Source organism: Metapseudomonas resinovorans, assembly GCF_002003485.1.
GTDB lineage: Bacteria > Pseudomonadota > Gammaproteobacteria > Pseudomonadales > Pseudomonadaceae > Metapseudomonas > Metapseudomonas resinovorans_D.
The window spans coordinates 1-15102 of the sequence record NZ_BDMA01000067.1 but is presented as its reverse complement, the minus strand read 5'-3'; the positions used below and the strand labels follow the sequence as shown (position 1 = coordinate 15102).

The 15102-nt window shown below is 64.9% G+C and carries 17 protein-coding genes; 12 read left to right on the top strand and 5 right to left on the bottom strand.

Annotated features, from left to right (window positions below):
• Window positions 1–23: 23 nt before the first annotated feature.
• Both MnOB_RS19355 and MnOB_RS19350 read right to left on the bottom strand, forming a co-directional pair.
• Window positions 24–806 carry a helix-turn-helix domain-containing protein gene (locus MnOB_RS19355; RefSeq protein WP_077525862.1) on the bottom strand — a complete coding sequence of 261 codons (783 nt, stop codon included), beginning with the start codon at window positions 804–806 and terminating at the stop codon, window positions 24–26.
• A gap of 53 nt (window positions 807–859) precedes the next feature.
• A complete protein-coding gene (locus MnOB_RS19350) occupies window positions 860–1663 on the bottom strand; it encodes a SirB1 family protein (RefSeq protein WP_077525861.1) in 804 nt (267 codons plus the stop codon).
• Between the two features lie 163 nt (window positions 1664–1826).
• On the opposite strand from MnOB_RS19350, the gene MnOB_RS19345 reads away from it, so the two are divergent.
• The 5 genes from MnOB_RS19345 (at window position 1827) to MnOB_RS19325 (ending at window position 7131) form a co-directional block, all read left to right on the top strand.
• Window positions 1827–2846 (top strand): Leu/Phe/Val dehydrogenase, encoded by a 1020-nt coding sequence (locus tag MnOB_RS19345; RefSeq protein ID WP_077525860.1) that lies wholly within the window; start codon window positions 1827–1829, stop codon window positions 2844–2846.
• A gap of 90 nt (window positions 2847–2936) precedes the next feature.
• Complete coding sequence (gene pdhA, locus MnOB_RS19340; RefSeq protein WP_077525859.1) at window positions 2937–4028, top strand: pyruvate dehydrogenase (acetyl-transferring) E1 component subunit alpha; 1092 nt, start codon at window positions 2937–2939, stop codon at window positions 4026–4028.
• The gene (locus tag MnOB_RS19335) at window positions 4021–5022 is read left to right on the top strand and encodes an alpha-ketoacid dehydrogenase subunit beta (RefSeq protein ID WP_077525858.1); all 1002 of its coding nucleotides are present in this window, start codon (window positions 4021–4023) and stop codon (window positions 5020–5022) included. The genes pdhA and MnOB_RS19335 overlap by 8 nt, the downstream gene beginning before the upstream one ends.
• A gap of 10 nt (window positions 5023–5032) precedes the next feature.
• The gene (locus tag MnOB_RS19330) at window positions 5033–6139 is read left to right on the top strand and encodes a dihydrolipoamide acetyltransferase family protein (protein WP_077525857.1); all 1107 of its coding nucleotides are present in this window, start codon (window positions 5033–5035) and stop codon (window positions 6137–6139) included.
• Between the two features lie 314 nt (window positions 6140–6453).
• Complete coding sequence (locus MnOB_RS19325; RefSeq protein WP_077525856.1) at window positions 6454–7131, top strand: helix-turn-helix domain-containing protein; 678 nt, start codon at window positions 6454–6456, stop codon at window positions 7129–7131.
• Here MnOB_RS19325 and MnOB_RS19320 read toward each other — a convergent pair.
• Together MnOB_RS19320 and MnOB_RS19315 are read right to left on the bottom strand one after the other, a co-directional pair.
• Window positions 7128–8009 carry a sterol desaturase family protein gene (locus MnOB_RS19320; protein WP_077525855.1) on the bottom strand — a complete coding sequence of 294 codons (882 nt, stop codon included), beginning with the start codon at window positions 8007–8009 and terminating at the stop codon, window positions 7128–7130. The two genes, MnOB_RS19325 and MnOB_RS19320, sit on opposite strands and share 4 nt — an antisense overlap.
• Before the next feature lie 88 nt (window positions 8010–8097).
• The gene (locus tag MnOB_RS19315; RefSeq protein WP_077525854.1) at window positions 8098–8355 is read right to left on the bottom strand and encodes a YebG family protein; all 258 of its coding nucleotides are present in this window, start codon (window positions 8353–8355) and stop codon (window positions 8098–8100) included.
• A 325-nt stretch (window positions 8356–8680) separates the two neighbouring features.
• Between MnOB_RS19315 and MnOB_RS19310 the strand changes: the two genes are divergently transcribed.
• Window positions 8681–9172, top strand: a complete 492-nt coding sequence (locus MnOB_RS19310) for a phosphate-starvation-inducible protein PsiE (RefSeq protein ID WP_077525853.1) — start codon at window positions 8681–8683, stop codon at window positions 9170–9172.
• Between the two features lie 22 nt (window positions 9173–9194).
• On the opposite strand, the gene MnOB_RS19305 is transcribed toward MnOB_RS19310, so the two are convergent.
• The gene (locus MnOB_RS19305; protein WP_077525852.1) at window positions 9195–9506 is read right to left on the bottom strand and encodes a DUF3509 domain-containing protein; all 312 of its coding nucleotides are present in this window, start codon (window positions 9504–9506) and stop codon (window positions 9195–9197) included.
• Between the two features lie 390 nt (window positions 9507–9896).
• Here MnOB_RS19305 and MnOB_RS19300 point away from each other — a divergent pair, with 390 nt between their 5' ends.
• The 6 genes from MnOB_RS19300 to MnOB_RS19275 all read left to right on the top strand — a co-directional run bounded on the left by MnOB_RS19300 (window position 9897) and on the right by MnOB_RS19275 (window position 14911).
• The gene (locus MnOB_RS19300; RefSeq protein WP_077525851.1) at window positions 9897–10193 is read left to right on the top strand and encodes a DUF3649 domain-containing protein; all 297 of its coding nucleotides are present in this window, start codon (window positions 9897–9899) and stop codon (window positions 10191–10193) included.
• Window positions 10190–11713: a PepSY-associated TM helix domain-containing protein gene (locus MnOB_RS19295; protein WP_077525850.1), complete on the top strand. Its 1524-nt coding sequence runs from the start codon at window positions 10190–10192 to the stop codon at window positions 11711–11713. The genes MnOB_RS19300 and MnOB_RS19295 overlap by 4 nt, the downstream gene beginning before the upstream one ends.
• Complete coding sequence (locus MnOB_RS19290; protein ID WP_077525849.1) at window positions 11713–12036, top strand: DUF3325 domain-containing protein; 324 nt, start codon at window positions 11713–11715, stop codon at window positions 12034–12036. Before MnOB_RS19295 ends, MnOB_RS19290 begins: the two co-directional genes overlap by 1 nt.
• Window positions 12037–12123: 87 nt before the next feature.
• Window positions 12124–12630, top strand: a complete 507-nt coding sequence (locus MnOB_RS19285; protein WP_077525848.1) for a DUF3016 domain-containing protein — start codon at window positions 12124–12126, stop codon at window positions 12628–12630.
• Between the two features lie 908 nt (window positions 12631–13538).
• Window positions 13539–13946: a PA2779 family protein gene (locus MnOB_RS19280; protein ID WP_077525847.1), complete on the top strand. Its 408-nt coding sequence runs from the start codon at window positions 13539–13541 to the stop codon at window positions 13944–13946.
• Entirely contained in the window at window positions 13946–14911 is a 966-nt protein-coding gene (locus tag MnOB_RS19275; protein ID WP_077525846.1) for a PA2778 family cysteine peptidase, read from the top strand. The genes MnOB_RS19280 and MnOB_RS19275 overlap by 1 nt, the downstream gene beginning before the upstream one ends.
• Window positions 14912–15102 lie beyond the last annotated feature (191 nt).

Here is a 15102-nt window from a genome sequence, read left to right as displayed (position 1 = left end):
GGTGCGCACGGCGCACCCTACGATTAGGGCCGTTGCTTGAGATAGGCCTTGGGCGATTGCCCGGTGTGCTGGCGGAAGCAGCGGTAGAAGGCCGAGAGGGAGTTGAAACCGGCACTGAAGGCCAGTTCGTCGATGCGCACTGGCGGCACGGCGGTTTTCAGCAGTTCGAGCAGGTGCAGCAAACGCGCCTGGTTGACGTACTGGTAGAAGCTCTGGCCGAGCATCTGGTTCAGCAGGTAGGAAATCTGGTTACGGGTGTAGCCGGTTGCGCTCGCCACCTGGTGTAGGTCCAAACCCGGGTCGAGGTAGGGCTGGGAGCGCTGGAAGTATTCTTCGATGTCCCGCGCCAGCATGCCCAGCTGCCGTGCCGAAAGGCCGAGGCGGCTGGCCGCCGGACGTTGCGACTGGGTCTTGCCGGGCTGGGCGGCCGGTTGTACCAGCAGGGCGTATTCGTTGATCCGCCAGATCAGTCCGTCGCGCACGGTGATGGCTTCGCTGGCGCGGAAGGTGCCGCCGCCGGCGACGCTGATGGCGTACTGGATGAACGCGGTGTCGCCATCGATGCGGATGCGATCGTTGTGTTCGAGGAAATCTTCCGGGCCGCTGGGCATGGTGGCCAGCAGGTAGTCGTGCATGTCTTCGCGGTGCATGCAGCGATTCTGGAAGAAGTCGTTGTACTCGACCTCGGGATGATAGAGCGCCAGCACGGCATCAATGTCGCGGGCCTTCCAGCTCAGGTGGTAACGCATCACCACGTCACGGGTGGCGGCGGTCAGGGGATCGGGAACTTGATCGTGGGAACTCATGGGACGGTCATGGCGAAGAGAAGCCCAAAGCATGCCCGAGCCGATGGGGGCCTTCAATGCAACGGCTGAACATGCCCCAGCCTGCGCAGGCGCTGGGCCAGCTGCAGGTGCTGAGCCGGGTTGTCGCAGAGCAGCAGGGCGCGTTCCAGGTCGTAGCGTTCCGCCTGGGGGCAATCCAGGCGCTGGTAGATATCGGCGCGGGCCAGGTGATCCTGCATGCTCGGTGCACCGAGCAGCAGCACTCGCTCGGCATCCTTCAGGGCGGCGAGGAACTCACCGGCTTCCTGGTGCAGCACGCGCAGGTTGCGCGACAGGCGCTGGAGCATTTCCCCGGGGCTGGCGGTTTGCAGGTGCACGGCCTTGAGCTCGGCCTGGGGGCCCTGCACGCGCACCAGCAGGTCACGGCAATCACGGGTGTAGAGACGGCGACCACTGCACGGATCGAGCAGGTGATCGGCGCTCGGCACACGCAGCAGGAAATGACCGGGGAAACTCACGCCGGTCAGGGGAATACCCAATCGTGCGGCCAACTCCAGGGCGATCAGCGCCAGCGAAAGCGGTTGCCCGCGCTTGCGCGCCAGTACCTCGGGCAGCAAGGCAGCGCGTGGGCGCAGGGGCGTTTCGTCGTCTTCATGGAAGTCCAGCTCGTTCAGCCGGCGCAGCAGTGGCTGGGCCAGCTCGGCCGGCGCCAGGTTCGGCAGGCCGGCCGCCACCAATTGCAGCAGGCCGCCGAAATCACGCAGCACCCGTTCCGGCTCCAGGCGTGGGTCATGCTCGGCAGCAATCCACAACGCTGCCTCCAGCATCGCGGGAGGGTCGCGTTCGAGGCAGGCTAGACAGCGTTGGCGCGGGTCCATGGGTATCTCCGGCGGGTTGATTCCTTGTAGTCAACTGGTTGATTTTCGTCCAGTAGTGGCACGTGCAGCGGTTATCTCTGGGCCCTGGCTTATGTCCGGATGCAAGGGGGCGCGCGGCGTAGCTCGGCCTATACTGGCCCTAACGTCAGGAAGGGAGCCCGCCATGTTCGCCATGATGGAAACCGCCCGGCTGGAGGCGTTGCACCTCGCCAATGATCCCGCCACCGGACTCAAGGCCATCATCGCCATCCACAACACGCGCCTCGGCCCGGCCTTGGGCGGTTGTCGCTATCTCGCCTACCCGGATGATGAAAGTGCCATTCGCGATGCAATCCGCCTCGCCCAGGGCATGAGCTACAAGGCCGCCCTGGCCGGCCTTGACCAGGGTGGCGGCAAGGCCGTGATCATCCGGCCAGCCCACGTGAATGACCGCGCCGCCTTGTTCGAAGCCTTCGGACGCATGATCGAATCCCTGAGCGGCCGCTACATCACCGCCGTGGACAGCGGCACCTCCAGCGCCGACATGGATTGCATCGCCCAGCAGACCGGCCACGTCACCAGCACCACGTCCGCTGGCGATCCCTCGCCGCACACCGCCCTTGGCGTGTTCGCCGGCATTCGCGCCACGGCCCATGCGCGCCTTGGCAGCGACGACCTGGAAGGCCTGCGCATTGCCGTACAGGGCCTCGGCCATGTCGGTTATGCCCTTGCCGAGCAGCTCCATGCGGTGGGTGCGGAATTGCTGGTCAGCGACCTCGACGCCGGGCGTGTGCAACTGGCGATGGAACAACTGGGCGCCCAGCCGGTGGCCAGCGATGCCTTCCTCACTACGCCGTGCGACATCCTCGCGCCCTGCGGTCTTGGTGGCGTGCTCAATGCCCAGACCGTGGGGCAGTTGCGTTGCGCGGCGGTGGCCGGTGCGGCCAACAACCAGCTCGCCAGCCCCGAAATCGCCGACGAGATGGAAGCGCGCGGCATCCTGTATGCGCCGGACTATGTGATCAATTCCGGCGGGCTCATCTACGTTGCCCTCAAGCACAAGGGCGAAAGTCTGCCGGCGATCACCGCACACCTGTCGCGGATCAGCCAGCGCCTCACCGAGATCTACGCGCACGCCCAGGCCGACAAGCGATCCCCCGCGCGGGTCGCCGACGCTCTGGCCGAGCGCTTGCTGTTCGGCTGAAGGGCCGCCACCAGCGGCCCGCCCGGCCCATTCCCGGAGCCACAAGCCCCGGGCCTCGAAAGGCACCCACAAGGTGTAAGGAGAGATGCCATGTCCAATCGAATCGAGTTGCCCTACACGCGCTTCCTCGACCCCGAGGGGCGACTGGTCGGCGAACTGCCGGTCTGGGCCGACGATTTCAACCTGCTCACCGATCTCTACCGCCGCATGGTGCTGACCCGCCTGTTCGACCAGAAGGCGGTGGCCCTGCAGCGCACCGGCCGCATCGGCACCTACGCACCGACCCTCGGCCAGGAAGCGATTGGCGTCGCCATCGGCAGCCTGATGCGCGCCGAAGATGTGCTGGTGCCGTACTACCGCGATACCGCCGTGCAGTTGATGCGCGGCGTGCGCATGGAGGAAATCCTCCTTTACTGGGGCGGCGACGAACGCGGCAGCGATTTCCAGGACCCGCGCTCGAACGAGGACTTCCCCATCTGCGTGCCCATCGCCACCCAGTCCCTGCATGCCTGCGGCGTGGCGACGGCGATCAAGATCCGCGGCCAGCACCGCGCCGTGGTGACCACCTGCGGCGATGGCGCTACCAGCAAGGGCGACTTCCTCGAAGCCCTGAACGTGGCCGGTGCCTGGCAATTGCCTGTGGTCTTCGTGGTGAACAACAACCAATGGGCCATTTCCGTACCCCGGCGCATCCAGAGCGGTGCGCCGACCCTGGCGCAGAAGGCGATCGGTGCCGGCTTCCATGGTGAACAGGTGGACGGCAACGACGTGCTCGCCGTCTACGACCGTATGCAGTGGGCGCTGGACCGCGCCCGCCACGGCAAGGGACCGATACTGCTGGAGTGCATGAGCTACCGCCTGGGCGACCACACCACCGCCGATGACGCCACCCGCTACCGCAGTGCCGAGGAGGTCAAGGCGGCCTGGCAGGACGAACCCATCAAGCGCATGCAGGCGTTTCTCGCCAGCCACAAGGTCTGGGATGAAGGACGCGAACAGGCGCTGATCGCCGATTGCCAGCGTCAGGTTCAGGTGGCTGTGGATAACTTCGAAGGTGTTGGAATCCAGCCGGTGGAGTCGGTGCTGGACCACGTCTATGCACGCTGGCCAGCCGCCCTTGGCGAACAGCGCGAAATGCTCCTTGAACGGGTCGCCCGCAGGGAGGAACAGGGCCATGAGTAACCTCAATGCAACTACTGAAAAACGTGCCCTGCTGGAAGCCGTGAACATGGCCCTGCACCGTGCGATGCAGGAGGACGAGAATGTTGTAGTCCTGGGTGAAGACGTGGGCATCAACGGTGGCGTGTTCCGGGCCACGCTCGGTCTGCGCGACCGCTTCGGATTCAAGCGGGTGATCGACACGCCGCTGGCGGAAACCATGATCGGCGGACTGGCCGTGGGCATGGCCGCCCAGGGCCTGAAGCCGGTGGTGGAAATCCAGTTCCTTGGTTTCATCTATGCCGCCATGGAGCACCTGGTGTCCCACGCCAGCCGCATCCGCTGTCGTACCCGTGGCCGGCTGACCTGTCCGCTGGTGCTGCGCAGTCCCATGGGCGCCGGCATCCGTGCGCCGGAGCATCACAGCGAAAGCACCGAAGCCTTGTTCGCCCACGTTCCAGGCTTGCGCGTGGTAATTCCGTCGTCGCCGGCACGAGCCTACGGCCTCCTGCTGGCGGCCATCGACGACCCTGATCCGGTGATCTTCCTCGAACCCACCCGGCTCTACCGGATGAACCCGCAACCGATCATCGACGACGGTAAGCGCCTGCCGCTGGATAGCTGCTTCACCCTGCGCGAAGGCTCGGACATCACCCTCGTCAGCTGGGGTGCCAGCATCCACGAAACACTTCAGGCCGCCACCAGGCTGGAAGGGCAGGGTGTGTCCGCCGAGGTGATCGACGTGGCGAGCATCAAGCCGCTGGACCTCGACACCCTGGAAGCTTCGGTGCGCAAGACCGGCCGCTGCGTGATCGTCCACGAAGCGCCGCGCAGTTGCGGGGTGGGTGCGGAGATCGCCGCCAGCCTGTACGAGCGCGTTCTGCTCGACCTGCAGGCGCCGATCCAGCGGGTCACGGCACCGGACATTCCGCCACCGCTATATCGCCTGGAGCAGCTCTACATTCCCAGCCCGGAGGACATTCTCGCGGCCTGCGACCTGGTGCTGAACTACGCCTGAGGAGTGCACGATGAAATACTTCAAACTGCCCGACCTGGGCGAAGGCCTGCAGGAAGCGGAAATCGTCCAGTGGCACGTGAAGGTGGGGGATAACGTCAAGGCGGACCAGTTGCTCGTCTCGGTGGAAACCGCCAAGGCCCTGGTGGACATCCCGGCTCCTCACGATGGCGTGGTGGCCAAGACCTTCGGCAAGGAGGGCGACATCCTCCATGTCGGCGAACCCTTGCTTGGTTATGAGGGCGAGGACGCCGACGCCGGCACCGTAGTCGGTCGCCTGGAAGGCGGGGGCAATGCCCAGGCCGACAGCTTCTTCGTCGGCGCCGCACCCTCCACCCGTGAACACCTGGCGCCCCGCGCCACCCCGGCCGTTCGCCAACTCGCCCGGCAGATGGGCGTGGAACTGGCGGCCTTGGCCGGCAGCGGCCCGGATGGTCTGGTGACCCGCGCCGATGTGGAACAGGCCGCGCAAAGCGCCCGCGACAGCTTCGGCGGCGAGCGGCTACGTGGCGTGCGCCGCAGCATGGCGATCAACATGGCGCGCTCCCACGCCGAGGTGGTGCCAGTGACCATCTTCGGCGACGCCGACCTGCACCGCTGGCCGGAAGCCCGCGACCCGCTGATCCGCCTCGGCAAGGCCATCTCTGCGGCCTGTGAGGTGGAACCGATCCTCAACAGCTGGTTCGACGGCCGCGCCCTGTCCATTCGCCAGCACGACAAACTCGATCTCGGCATCGCCGTGGATACCCCGGACGGGCTCTTCGTACCGGTGCTGCGCAATGTGGGCGGGCGCAGTGCGGAAGACTTGAAGGAGGGTATGTCGCGCCTGCGGGCGGACGTGAAGGCGCGCTCGATACCGCCGCAGGAAATGATGGGCGCCACCATCACCCTGTCCAACTTCGGCACCTTGTTCGGCCGTTACGCCAACCCGGTGGTGGTTCCGCCCCAGGTGGCGATCATCGGCGCGGGAGGCATTCGTGACGAGGTGGTTGCCTGGCAAGGCAAGGTAGAAATCCACCCGGTGCTGCCGCTGTCGCTGACCTTTGACCACCGTGCCGTTACCGGCGGCGAGGCGGCGCGGTTCCTCAAGGCGCTGGTGCAGGCGTTGGAGCAGCCGTAGTGCAGGTGAGTGCGGCGAAGAAGTGACGCTCTCGTAGGATGGCGTAGAGCGGAGCGAAACCCATCGCCACGAAACGATGGGTTTCGCGGGCTCTACCCATCCTACGGACTGAGCAGGATTGGCAGTGAGCGTCAGGCGCGAGGCACCCCTCTCCTCTTCAGGGAGAGGGGCCGGGGGAGAGGGTAGTTTCCGGCGTCTCGGTGCCAATCCAGTTCGCAATTGATTTCGCTCCTGCTCATCGCCTTCGCACCCACTTGCCGAGCCGGGAGAAGGTGGTTATTTCTGTCTGCCCCGGAACCGGCAGGAGGCCTCCGATGACCGAATCCCCTTGGCAGGGCGCGCTCTGGCTGGCCCGTGATTTCTGCCTGCTCGATGGGGTCAGTGGCAGTGCGCGTACCCACGCCCACTACGCTCATCAGGCGTTGCTGGCCAAGGCTGCGCCATTGCGCCTGACGGTCGATGGCGAGCTTCGGGTCGGTCGCCTGCTGCTGGTCGAGTCGATGCAGCCGCATGCCATCGACAGCACCAGCCAGGACTTGCTCGCCGTCTATGCCGAACCCTTGGCATTCAGCCCGGCGACCTTGCGTGAAGTGCTCGAAGATGCTCCGGCAGACCTCGGGCGACTGGCCGATCTGCTGCTGGCGGCGCCTCGGCAAAGGCTGGATTCGCGCGTCGCCGAGGCCTTGGCGGCAGTCGATGGATTGCTGACGGCCAAGGTCAGTGCGACGACCCTCGCGCAACGGGCTTGCCTATCTCTCAGCCAGCTGGAGCGATTGTTCGGCGACCAGGTCGGGCTCTCGGTGCGGCGCCTGGTGCTCTGGCGCCGTTTGCGTCTGGCGGTGCGGCTGGCGCTCGAAGGCCTGTCGCTGACCCAGGCCGCTCACGATGCCGGCTTCGCCGATGCCGCGCACTTCTCCCGCACCATGCGCGCCACCTTCGGCATCCGCGCCGACCGCAACCTGACGCGGCTATCGCTGCGGCTTCTCGACTAGATCCGGCGCAGCCCCTCGGGCGCTTCGGGGCTGGCTCCGTGTGTCTGGCGGCGGAAGGGTTCGATCAACTGGGCCAGGTAATTGCGTGGGTAGCCCGGTCGGCTACCGATGCCCAGATCATTCACACCCAGGGCGTATTCGCTGTGAAAGGCGGTGCCCAGCAGTCGGTCCCAGAAGCAGAAGAACAGGGCGAAATTCACATCTCCGGCGCGGCCGTACTTCATGTGGTGGAAGCGGTGTACCGGCGCCCAGGCGAACAGGTGGCGTAGTGGTCCGATGCGCATGTCGACGTTGCTGTGCTGCAGCAGGAGTTGCAGGGCGATGGCGAAGGCGAGCAAGGCCGCGACCGGCAACGGCATACCCATCAGGAGCAGGGGCGTCGTGCCGGCCAGGGCTTCGATACCCTGGTGCAGTGGGTGCTTCATCAGCCCATTGAAACCGTACATGCGCTGCACGCTGTGGTGCACGGCGTGCAGGCGCCAGAGCGGCTCCAGCCGGTGGCTGAGGTAATGCATGAGGGTGACGCCGAAGTCGGCGATCAGGATGGCCAGCAGCAACTGCAACGGTAGCGGCCAGTGGTGGGGCCACACACCGGCGTTCGGTATCCAGGCGGCCGTCAGCGGGATGGCCGCGATGCCGACCAGGTTGAGGATTTCGTTGAACAGCGCATGCAGACCGTCCCGCAAGCGGTCGCCCCGTGGTCGATTCCACTGTGGCTCATAGGGCAGCCAGGCTTCGGCGAGGAAGCTCAGGACAATGGCCAATACCAGCAGGGCGACGAGCCAGAAGGGCGGATGATGGGCCGTGGTCCACAGCGCAAGGGCGAGGAAGCCGAAAAGGAACAGCGGGGCGTAGAGCCAGGCGAAGAGTGGACGCATGGGAGGTCTCCTTCAAAGGGACCTCCAGCGTGAGGGACAGGGCACCACGCGGATTGAAGAAACCGCGCAAGGTGAGGCCGGGCGCGGTTCACTCGCCAGCCAGTTCCAGCTCGGCCAGCGCGTCGGGCTGGTTCTTGAAGGCGCGGGCGAAGGTGTCGCGATGCTTGGCCATGAAGATGCCGATGTCCTCGACCTGTTGCTCGCTCAGGGACGGCACCGCTTTCTGCAGGACTTCGGCCAGGGATTCAGCCAGTTCGAGCATTTTGTCGTAACGGTCGGCTTCGGCCTTATCCATGAACAGGCGCTCCGGATCGCGACTGCTGCGGTACACCACTTCGACGGCCATTCATCACCCCTCACCTTCATTGGTTGGAAAATACTGGATGTGCGTACAGTATTCGGAATGATGGCAAATGGAAATAGCCCGTAGGAAATTTCCATTTGCCGGCCTCGCTCAACGGTCGCTGCGAATCGGCCCGAATTCCGCTGGAACCCAAGCATAGCCCGTGCCTTCGTCTTCGCTAAGAACAGGGCTGTGGTCGCCGGAACGGCGGAGAGGGCTGCGACAACCTGCCTCGTGGCGCGGGTGGTGGGGCGGCCCCCATCCTGCATCACCCCAACTGTCACTTTTCCCCGGCACCATCAGGGCCGTTGTCGCAAGGAGCTGTATCGTGAAAATCAACTGGGCTGAACAACTGCGCGAAAACGTGCATGGCCTGGCCGAGTCGCTGGGAAATCTCCTGGTGGAGAGCTTCCATTACCTGGCGCTGTTCGCCATCGGCGGTATCACCGCCTGGGCCGCTGTGGTTGCGTTCCTGGGCATGGTGGAGAAGGGCCACATCACGGTCGATGACATCCTGCTGCTGTTCATCTACCTCGAGCTGGGCGCCATGGTCGGCATCTACTTCAAGACCAATCACATGCCGGTGCGCTTCCTGATCTATGTGGCGATCACCGCCCTGACGCGGCTGCTGATTTCCGACGTTTCGCACCATCACCGGCCTGACCTGGGCGCGGTATTCGTCTCCGGGGCGATTCTGTTGCTGGCACTGGCGATCCTGGTGGTGCGCTTCGCTTCGTCGCGCTTCCCCTCCGAGCAGTCCGACGCCCCGCCGCGCCGCCGGCACCTGCGCCGTCAGGTCGAGGCCGAAGAGGAAGCCTGACCGCGTGCACGAATAGCGTGCATCAGATGCGCGCTATCTGTGCGGCGTTGACCAATCCCGAGCGAACCGGCGCGACACTGCCGCCGGTCATGCTGGTAAGCAGTTCTCCCACCTTGTGCCCGCTCTCGATGGCGATCCCCAGGCGAATGCTTTCAATCACGCGGTGGAGGCGCACCGCGTCGTTGCGTTGCGCTGCGCTGATCAAACGCCGCGCCGCCACGCCGCGCTCGTTGGTGAGGGTCAGCATGATGGCGCCGTCCGGGCTGACGAGGCTGAGGTTGACGCGGTATTCGGCCTGGAATTCGTCGGTGAGGATCTGGAAGGGGTTGTACATGGCCTGTCACCTGGTTGATGGAGCGATGAGTCGATGGACGCCAGGAGAACTGCAAAGTTCGAACCGCCAAGACCAACGGCGCGCCCGGAAACCGACCGGCGTCGTCGCCAGCGAACTGGAGGTCGCAGCCCGTCCGTCGGCTTGGCTGATGCGCCGTGCGTTCATTGAGTGAGGCCTCTGCGGGCCTGCCGCCAATGCGTCGCGCCGCCTGATACAAAATCTTCGTTGCAATTCAAACGCGGCTGAGAATAATTCTCACATTTAGTGGCACTTTCGCCCCAACTGGCGGCCCGCTCCGCCAACCGGGCAGTGCAACCCATCTGCCGGCTTCCAGCTTGCCACTGTCGACGGGCTATCAGCCTGGAAGGGGCAACCAATGAAGGAACTAACGTGAGCAAAGCCAAGACCTCCACGCGCTGGGACGTGACCGCGCGGGTACTGGCGGCGATTCTCGGTGGCTACGCGGCGGCCTATGCGGCCACGGCGTTCCTGTCCGTCTATCTGCCGCTGGTGCGCAGCGAACGGGTGGTGTTCGCCAGCCTGTCCTGCTTCGCCGTCTACACCCTCGCCATCATCTATGCCTTTGCTGCGCGTTCGGCCGTCCGCGCCTGGCTCGTGCTGGTCGGGGCGACCGCCCTGATGGCGCTGGCCGCCTACCTGCCCAGCGATTTCGGAGTACGTCCATGAGCCTGCGCCAATCCATGGCAGGACTGCACACCTGGGGCGGATTGCTGCCGTCCTGGCTGCTGTTCGTCATCTTCTTCGCCGGCAGCATCGCGTGCTTCGACAAGGAGCTGGAGCGCTGGATGCGCCCGGTACTGCACGAGCCATCCAGCCACAGCATGACCGTCGACCAAGTGCGCGAAGCCATGCTGGCCAAGGCACCGGATGCCCATGCCATCTGGATTCGCCCGCCGAGCGAGCGCGAGCCCTTCTACTGGGCCGGCTACGAGCCCGCCGATGAAAGCGAGTTCGTACGTTTCGCCCTCGACCCCGCCACCGGCGAGGCGATGCCGGAGACCGTCGGCGGGCTGTTCTTCTTCACCCTGCACTACGACCTCAATGCCGGCATGATCGGCATGTACATCGTGGCCATTGCCGCCATGTTCATGCTGGTGGCACTGATTAGCGGCATCATCATCCACCGCCGCATCTTCAAGGACTTCTTCACCCTGCGGCCGGGCGCCAACGGCCAGCGCGCCTGGCTGGATGCGCATAACCTGTTCGGCGTGGTGGGGCTGCCGTTCCACCTGCTCATCGCCTACACGGGCCTGGCGATCTTCGTGGCGTTCTACATGCCCGCCGGCATCCAGCGCGCCTACGACGGCAATGCCGAGGCATTCTTCCACGACGTGATGGGCGCCTATTCGCGCGAAGACGTGAAGCAGCCGGCACCGCCGGCCATGTCCCTCGACCACCTAGTGGCCGACGCCCACCGCCGCTGGGGCGGCAACGAGACCGGCTGGATCAGCGTGCATCACCCGGCCGACGCCGCCGCGGTGGTGGATATCCGCCGCTACGACCGCTCGGGCATCGTCGACTTCCAGTGGACCCTGTCCTACGACGCCGCCAGCGGTGAGTTGCTCCACGAACAGAAGCCCTACAGCCCCGGCTACCAGAGCTATGCCTGGCTGACCAACCTGCACATGGCGCAGTTCGGCGGGCAGATCGTTCGCGCCCTTTACCTGCTGCTCGGCCTGATGGGCTGCGCGATGCTGGTGGCCGGCCTGCAGGTCTGGCTGCGCAAGCGCGAGGCGCGTGGCGGCTACGGCATCGGCCTGGTGCGCGCGCTGAATGGCGCGGTGGTTGGCGGCCTGCCGATCGCCAGTCTGGGCCTGCTCTACGGCAATCGCCTGTTGCCGGCCGGCATGGCCGAGCGCGCCAGTACGGAAACCTGGGTCTTCGTCGGTGTCTGGCTGCTGGTGGCGGTCTGGGCCGTGCTGCGCCGCAACAGCGGCAAGGTCGCCCGTGACGTACTGGTTGCCGTGGCGGTACTGGCCCTCGGCTTGCCGCTGCTCAATGCGCTGATGACGCCCCAGGGCAGTCTGCTGGCGACTTTGGCACGTGGTGATTGGGATATGGCGGGAATCGACCTCGTACTGCTCGGGGCCGGTGTTCTCTGCGGCTTCCTGGCCTGGCGCCGTTCGCAACCGCAGGTGGTGAAAGCACCGCGTGTCCGCCGTCGCCTAGTGGAGGAGAGCGCCTGATGCTGTTCCTGAGTTTCGCCTTCTGCTACCTGGCCATGACCGGATTGGCCCTGGCTATGTCACGCCAGCACAAACTGTTCTTCAGTGCCGCCCTGAGCGAGTCCCGCAGCCGCCTGCTGCGGATCGGCGCGGTGCTCGCCATGTTGATTGGCCTGGCCCTGGCCATCGCCGAACTGGGTGGCGAAATCGGCGGTGTGATCTGGCTCTGCCAACTGATGCTGGCCGGCTTGCTGTTGGTTGCGCTGCTGGCCTGGCAGAACCGCTGGGTGCTGCCTCTGGTGGGCCTGCTGCCATTGGGTGGCGGCCTGCTGAGCCTGATCTGAACCGTCCGACTGGCACCGCTCGCCGTTGGCAATGGCGAGCGTAAACTGATCCTGGCGGTGCCTTGCATCACCGTCAGGAGGTGTTCCATGCGACCCACACCCCTCATCGTGCTGGCCCTGGTGATTCTTTCCCCGACGGTGTTGGCATCCACCATCGAGGTCAGCTTCACACAGCCCGACAAGTACAGTGATGCGCGCCTGAATCGCGACTATGGCCGGGGTGCGGATGACTTCGTGCTGAAAGATCTCAAGGCGCATATCGAGAAGCTAGGCAAGCGCTATCTGCAGCCCGGCCAGACCCTCAAGATGGAAATCCGCGACATCGACCTCGCCGGTCAGTTCGAGCCCTGGCGAGTGAATTTCCAGGACGTGCGCTTCATGCGTGAAGTGACCTGGCCGCGGATCAAGCTGCATTACAGCCTGGAGCAGGATGGCAAGACGCTGGTGAACCGCGATGTCACGGTGATCGACCAGTCCTACCTGCAACACGGCAACTACTACTTCAGCAACGACCGCCTGCGTTACGAGAAGACCATGCTGGACGACTGGTTCCGCTGGAACATCGGGCAGAAGGACAAGACCGTTTCCAACTGAGTGGCCATGCGGGCGGACCTGCGGTCCGCTTGGCGAATGAATTCGCCCCTACAGGAGCCCGCCGATCAGGATTGCGCACGGTGAGTCGTGAGTCACCCTTAGCCAGGCTCGGAAGGTTCGCGAGCAGAGCTCGCTCCTACAAAAGCACGGCAGGACTGCGTCCTGCCTAGCGATTGAAATCGCCCCCAGAGGACTGTGCCTATCAGGGCTGCGCCAAAGTTGAGCCGTGAGTCACCCCTCTCCCACTGGGAGAGGGGAGGGGGTGAGGGATGGTTCAGGCCGACGCGGTGCCGAACCTTTTCGCGAATGAATTCGCTCCCACAAAGCCCCCTACAGGACTGTGCCGAAGTTGAGCCGCGAGCCACCCCTTAGCCCTTCAGGCTCGGAAGGTTCGCGAGCAAAGCTCGCTCCTACAAAAGCACGGCAGGACAGCGTCCTGCATAGCGATTGAAATTGCGCCTATCAGGACTGCGCCGAAGGTGAGCCAAGAGTCACTTGACCACTTCAACCCCTCTCCCCCCGGGAGAGGGGTGGGGGTGGGGGGGAGGGTGAGGGTGAGGGATGGTTCCGGCCGACTCGGTGCAAAGTCATTTCGCGAATGAATTCGCACACAGGGAAGGGCAGGGCTGTGCCCCTGCTTGGCGAAGGAATTCGCCCCTACAGGTTTGTGCGAGCGCGAGTCACCCCTCTCCCTTCAGGGAGAAGCCGACGGAGACGGAAGAGCGTCGGCACCGTGATTCAAGAGCTGGACTCGGAAGCAAATGGGAATGTTTCGCATTCTATAGTTGCAAGCCGGACTTCAGCAATAATCAGAGGGTATCGAAGAATCTTCTTAACTTGCTGTAGGAAGGTTGGAACCGCCCAACACGCTCCGTGGTCAACTGGCAACAAAATCTGGAGAAATCACTATGCTTTCGCGTCACTGCAACCGTCGTCTTGCTTCCGTCCTGATCGCCGGTCAGTTCGTCTTCCTTGCCCAGATGCCGCTGGCCCAGGCCGCCATGATCGGCACGCCGCAGGCCATGCAGGAGCAAACCCTGCAGCAGCATCAACCGGTCGACCAGGCGCAACTGCGGGCCATGCTTGACGACAAGCAGGTACAGCAGAAGCTCGAATCCCTCGGCGTGCCGCGTGAGCAGGTGGAGGCACGTATCGCCAGCCTGACGCCGGCCGAGATGCAGCAGTTCAACCAGCGCCTGGAGCAGGAACCGGCCGGCGGCTGGGTGGGCATCATCGTGCTGTTCCTGGTGATCTTCATCATCACCGACATGCTCTGCGCCACTGACATCTTCAGCTTCATCAAGTGCATCAACTGATGCGGCTCTGGCTCGCGGTCCTGGTGCTGGCCCTCGCGGGCTGCGCCGGGCAGCAACCCGTGCTGTCGCCCCAGAGCGACCGCCTGCCGCAGCGCATGGAGCTGACCCAGACACCGTTCTATCCACAGGAAATCTACCAGTGCGGCCCGGCCGCGCTGGCGACGGTGCTGGTGCAGCGCGGGGTGAAGACTTCACCCGAGGAGCTGGCGCCGAAGGTCTACCTGCCGGCCCGGCAGGGCAGCCTGAAGCTGGAGCTGGTGGCTGCTGCGCGCCAGTACGGGATGCTGGTCTACCCACTGGAACCGACGCTGGATGCGCTGCTGGCCCAGGTGGCCGCCGGCAATCCGGTGCTGGTGATGCAGAACCTCGGTCTGGACTGGCTGCCGCGCTGGCACTTCGCGGTGGTGGTCGGGTTCGACCGCAGCAAGGACGAACTGGTGCTGCGGTCTGGCACCGAGAAGCGCTGGGTCACCGATCTGCGCAGCTTCGACCGTACCTGGCAGCGCGCCGAGCGCTGGGCCGTGGTGACAGTGCCGGCGGATCAACTGCCCGCGGAGGTCCGCCTGGAACCCTGGATCAAGGCCGCCAACGACCTCGAACAGACCGCCCAGCGCCCGGTGGCGGAACGTGCCTATCGCACGGCCGCCGAGCACTGGCCAACGGAGCCGTTGCCGCTCTTCGCCCTGGCCAATGCGCGTTATGCCGACGGCGATCGGGACGGCGCGGAGCAGGCCCTGCGCGAGACCCTGAAGCGCAAGCCCGATTACGCCCTGGGCTGGTTCAACCTGTCCGAAGTGCTCAATGAGAAGGGCTGTGCGACCCAGGCCCAACAAGCCCGTGCCTGCGCTCGCCAGTTGGCACCGGGGGACGCGCGCCTTGCGTCGCCGCTGGGTGCAACGGCGACCGGCAAGGGACAGTGCGGCGCGCTGCCGGTGTGCGGTGAGGGGGCAGCGGTTCGCGAGTGAACTCGTTCCCACGGGGCACGAATCTGTAGGAGCGAGCTCTGCTCGCGAATAGACGCAAGCAAGACTTCGCGAGCAGAGCTCGCTCCTACGCCTGATGTTCTTGTCTAGTCCTGAAATAGGTTTACACCTTTCAGGCTAACCTCCAGACCTCAAAACGCCCGATGCACCGCATCGGGCGTTTTGTATTTCAG

Coding starts and splice junctions, on each gene's coding strand:
- MnOB_RS19355 (WP_077525862.1), bottom strand. CDS start 806: ATGAGTTCCCACGATCAAGTTCCCGATCCCCTGACCGCCGCCACCCGT.
- MnOB_RS19350 (WP_077525861.1), bottom strand. CDS start 1,663: ATGGACCCGCGCCAACGCTGTCTAGCCTGCCTCGAACGCGACCCTCCC.
- MnOB_RS19345 (WP_077525860.1), top strand. CDS start 1,827: ATGTTCGCCATGATGGAAACCGCCCGGCTGGAGGCGTTGCACCTCGCC.
- pdhA (WP_077525859.1), top strand. CDS start 2,937: ATGTCCAATCGAATCGAGTTGCCCTACACGCGCTTCCTCGACCCCGAG.
- MnOB_RS19335 (WP_077525858.1), top strand. CDS start 4,021: ATGAGTAACCTCAATGCAACTACTGAAAAACGTGCCCTGCTGGAAGCC.
- MnOB_RS19330 (WP_077525857.1), top strand. CDS start 5,033: ATGAAATACTTCAAACTGCCCGACCTGGGCGAAGGCCTGCAGGAAGCG.
- MnOB_RS19325 (WP_077525856.1), top strand. CDS start 6,454: ATGACCGAATCCCCTTGGCAGGGCGCGCTCTGGCTGGCCCGTGATTTC.
- MnOB_RS19320 (WP_077525855.1), bottom strand. CDS start 8,009: ATGCGTCCACTCTTCGCCTGGCTCTACGCCCCGCTGTTCCTTTTCGGC.
- MnOB_RS19315 (WP_077525854.1), bottom strand. CDS start 8,355: ATGGCCGTCGAAGTGGTGTACCGCAGCAGTCGCGATCCGGAGCGCCTG.
- MnOB_RS19305 (WP_077525852.1), bottom strand. CDS start 9,506: ATGTACAACCCCTTCCAGATCCTCACCGACGAATTCCAGGCCGAATAC.
- MnOB_RS19295 (WP_077525850.1), top strand. CDS start 10,190: ATGAGCCTGCGCCAATCCATGGCAGGACTGCACACCTGGGGCGGATTG.
- MnOB_RS19290 (WP_077525849.1), top strand. CDS start 11,713: ATGCTGTTCCTGAGTTTCGCCTTCTGCTACCTGGCCATGACCGGATTG.
- MnOB_RS19285 (WP_077525848.1), top strand. CDS start 12,124: ATGCGACCCACACCCCTCATCGTGCTGGCCCTGGTGATTCTTTCCCCG.
- MnOB_RS19280 (WP_077525847.1), top strand. CDS start 13,539: ATGCTTTCGCGTCACTGCAACCGTCGTCTTGCTTCCGTCCTGATCGCC.
- MnOB_RS19275 (WP_077525846.1), top strand. CDS start 13,946: ATGCGGCTCTGGCTCGCGGTCCTGGTGCTGGCCCTCGCGGGCTGCGCC.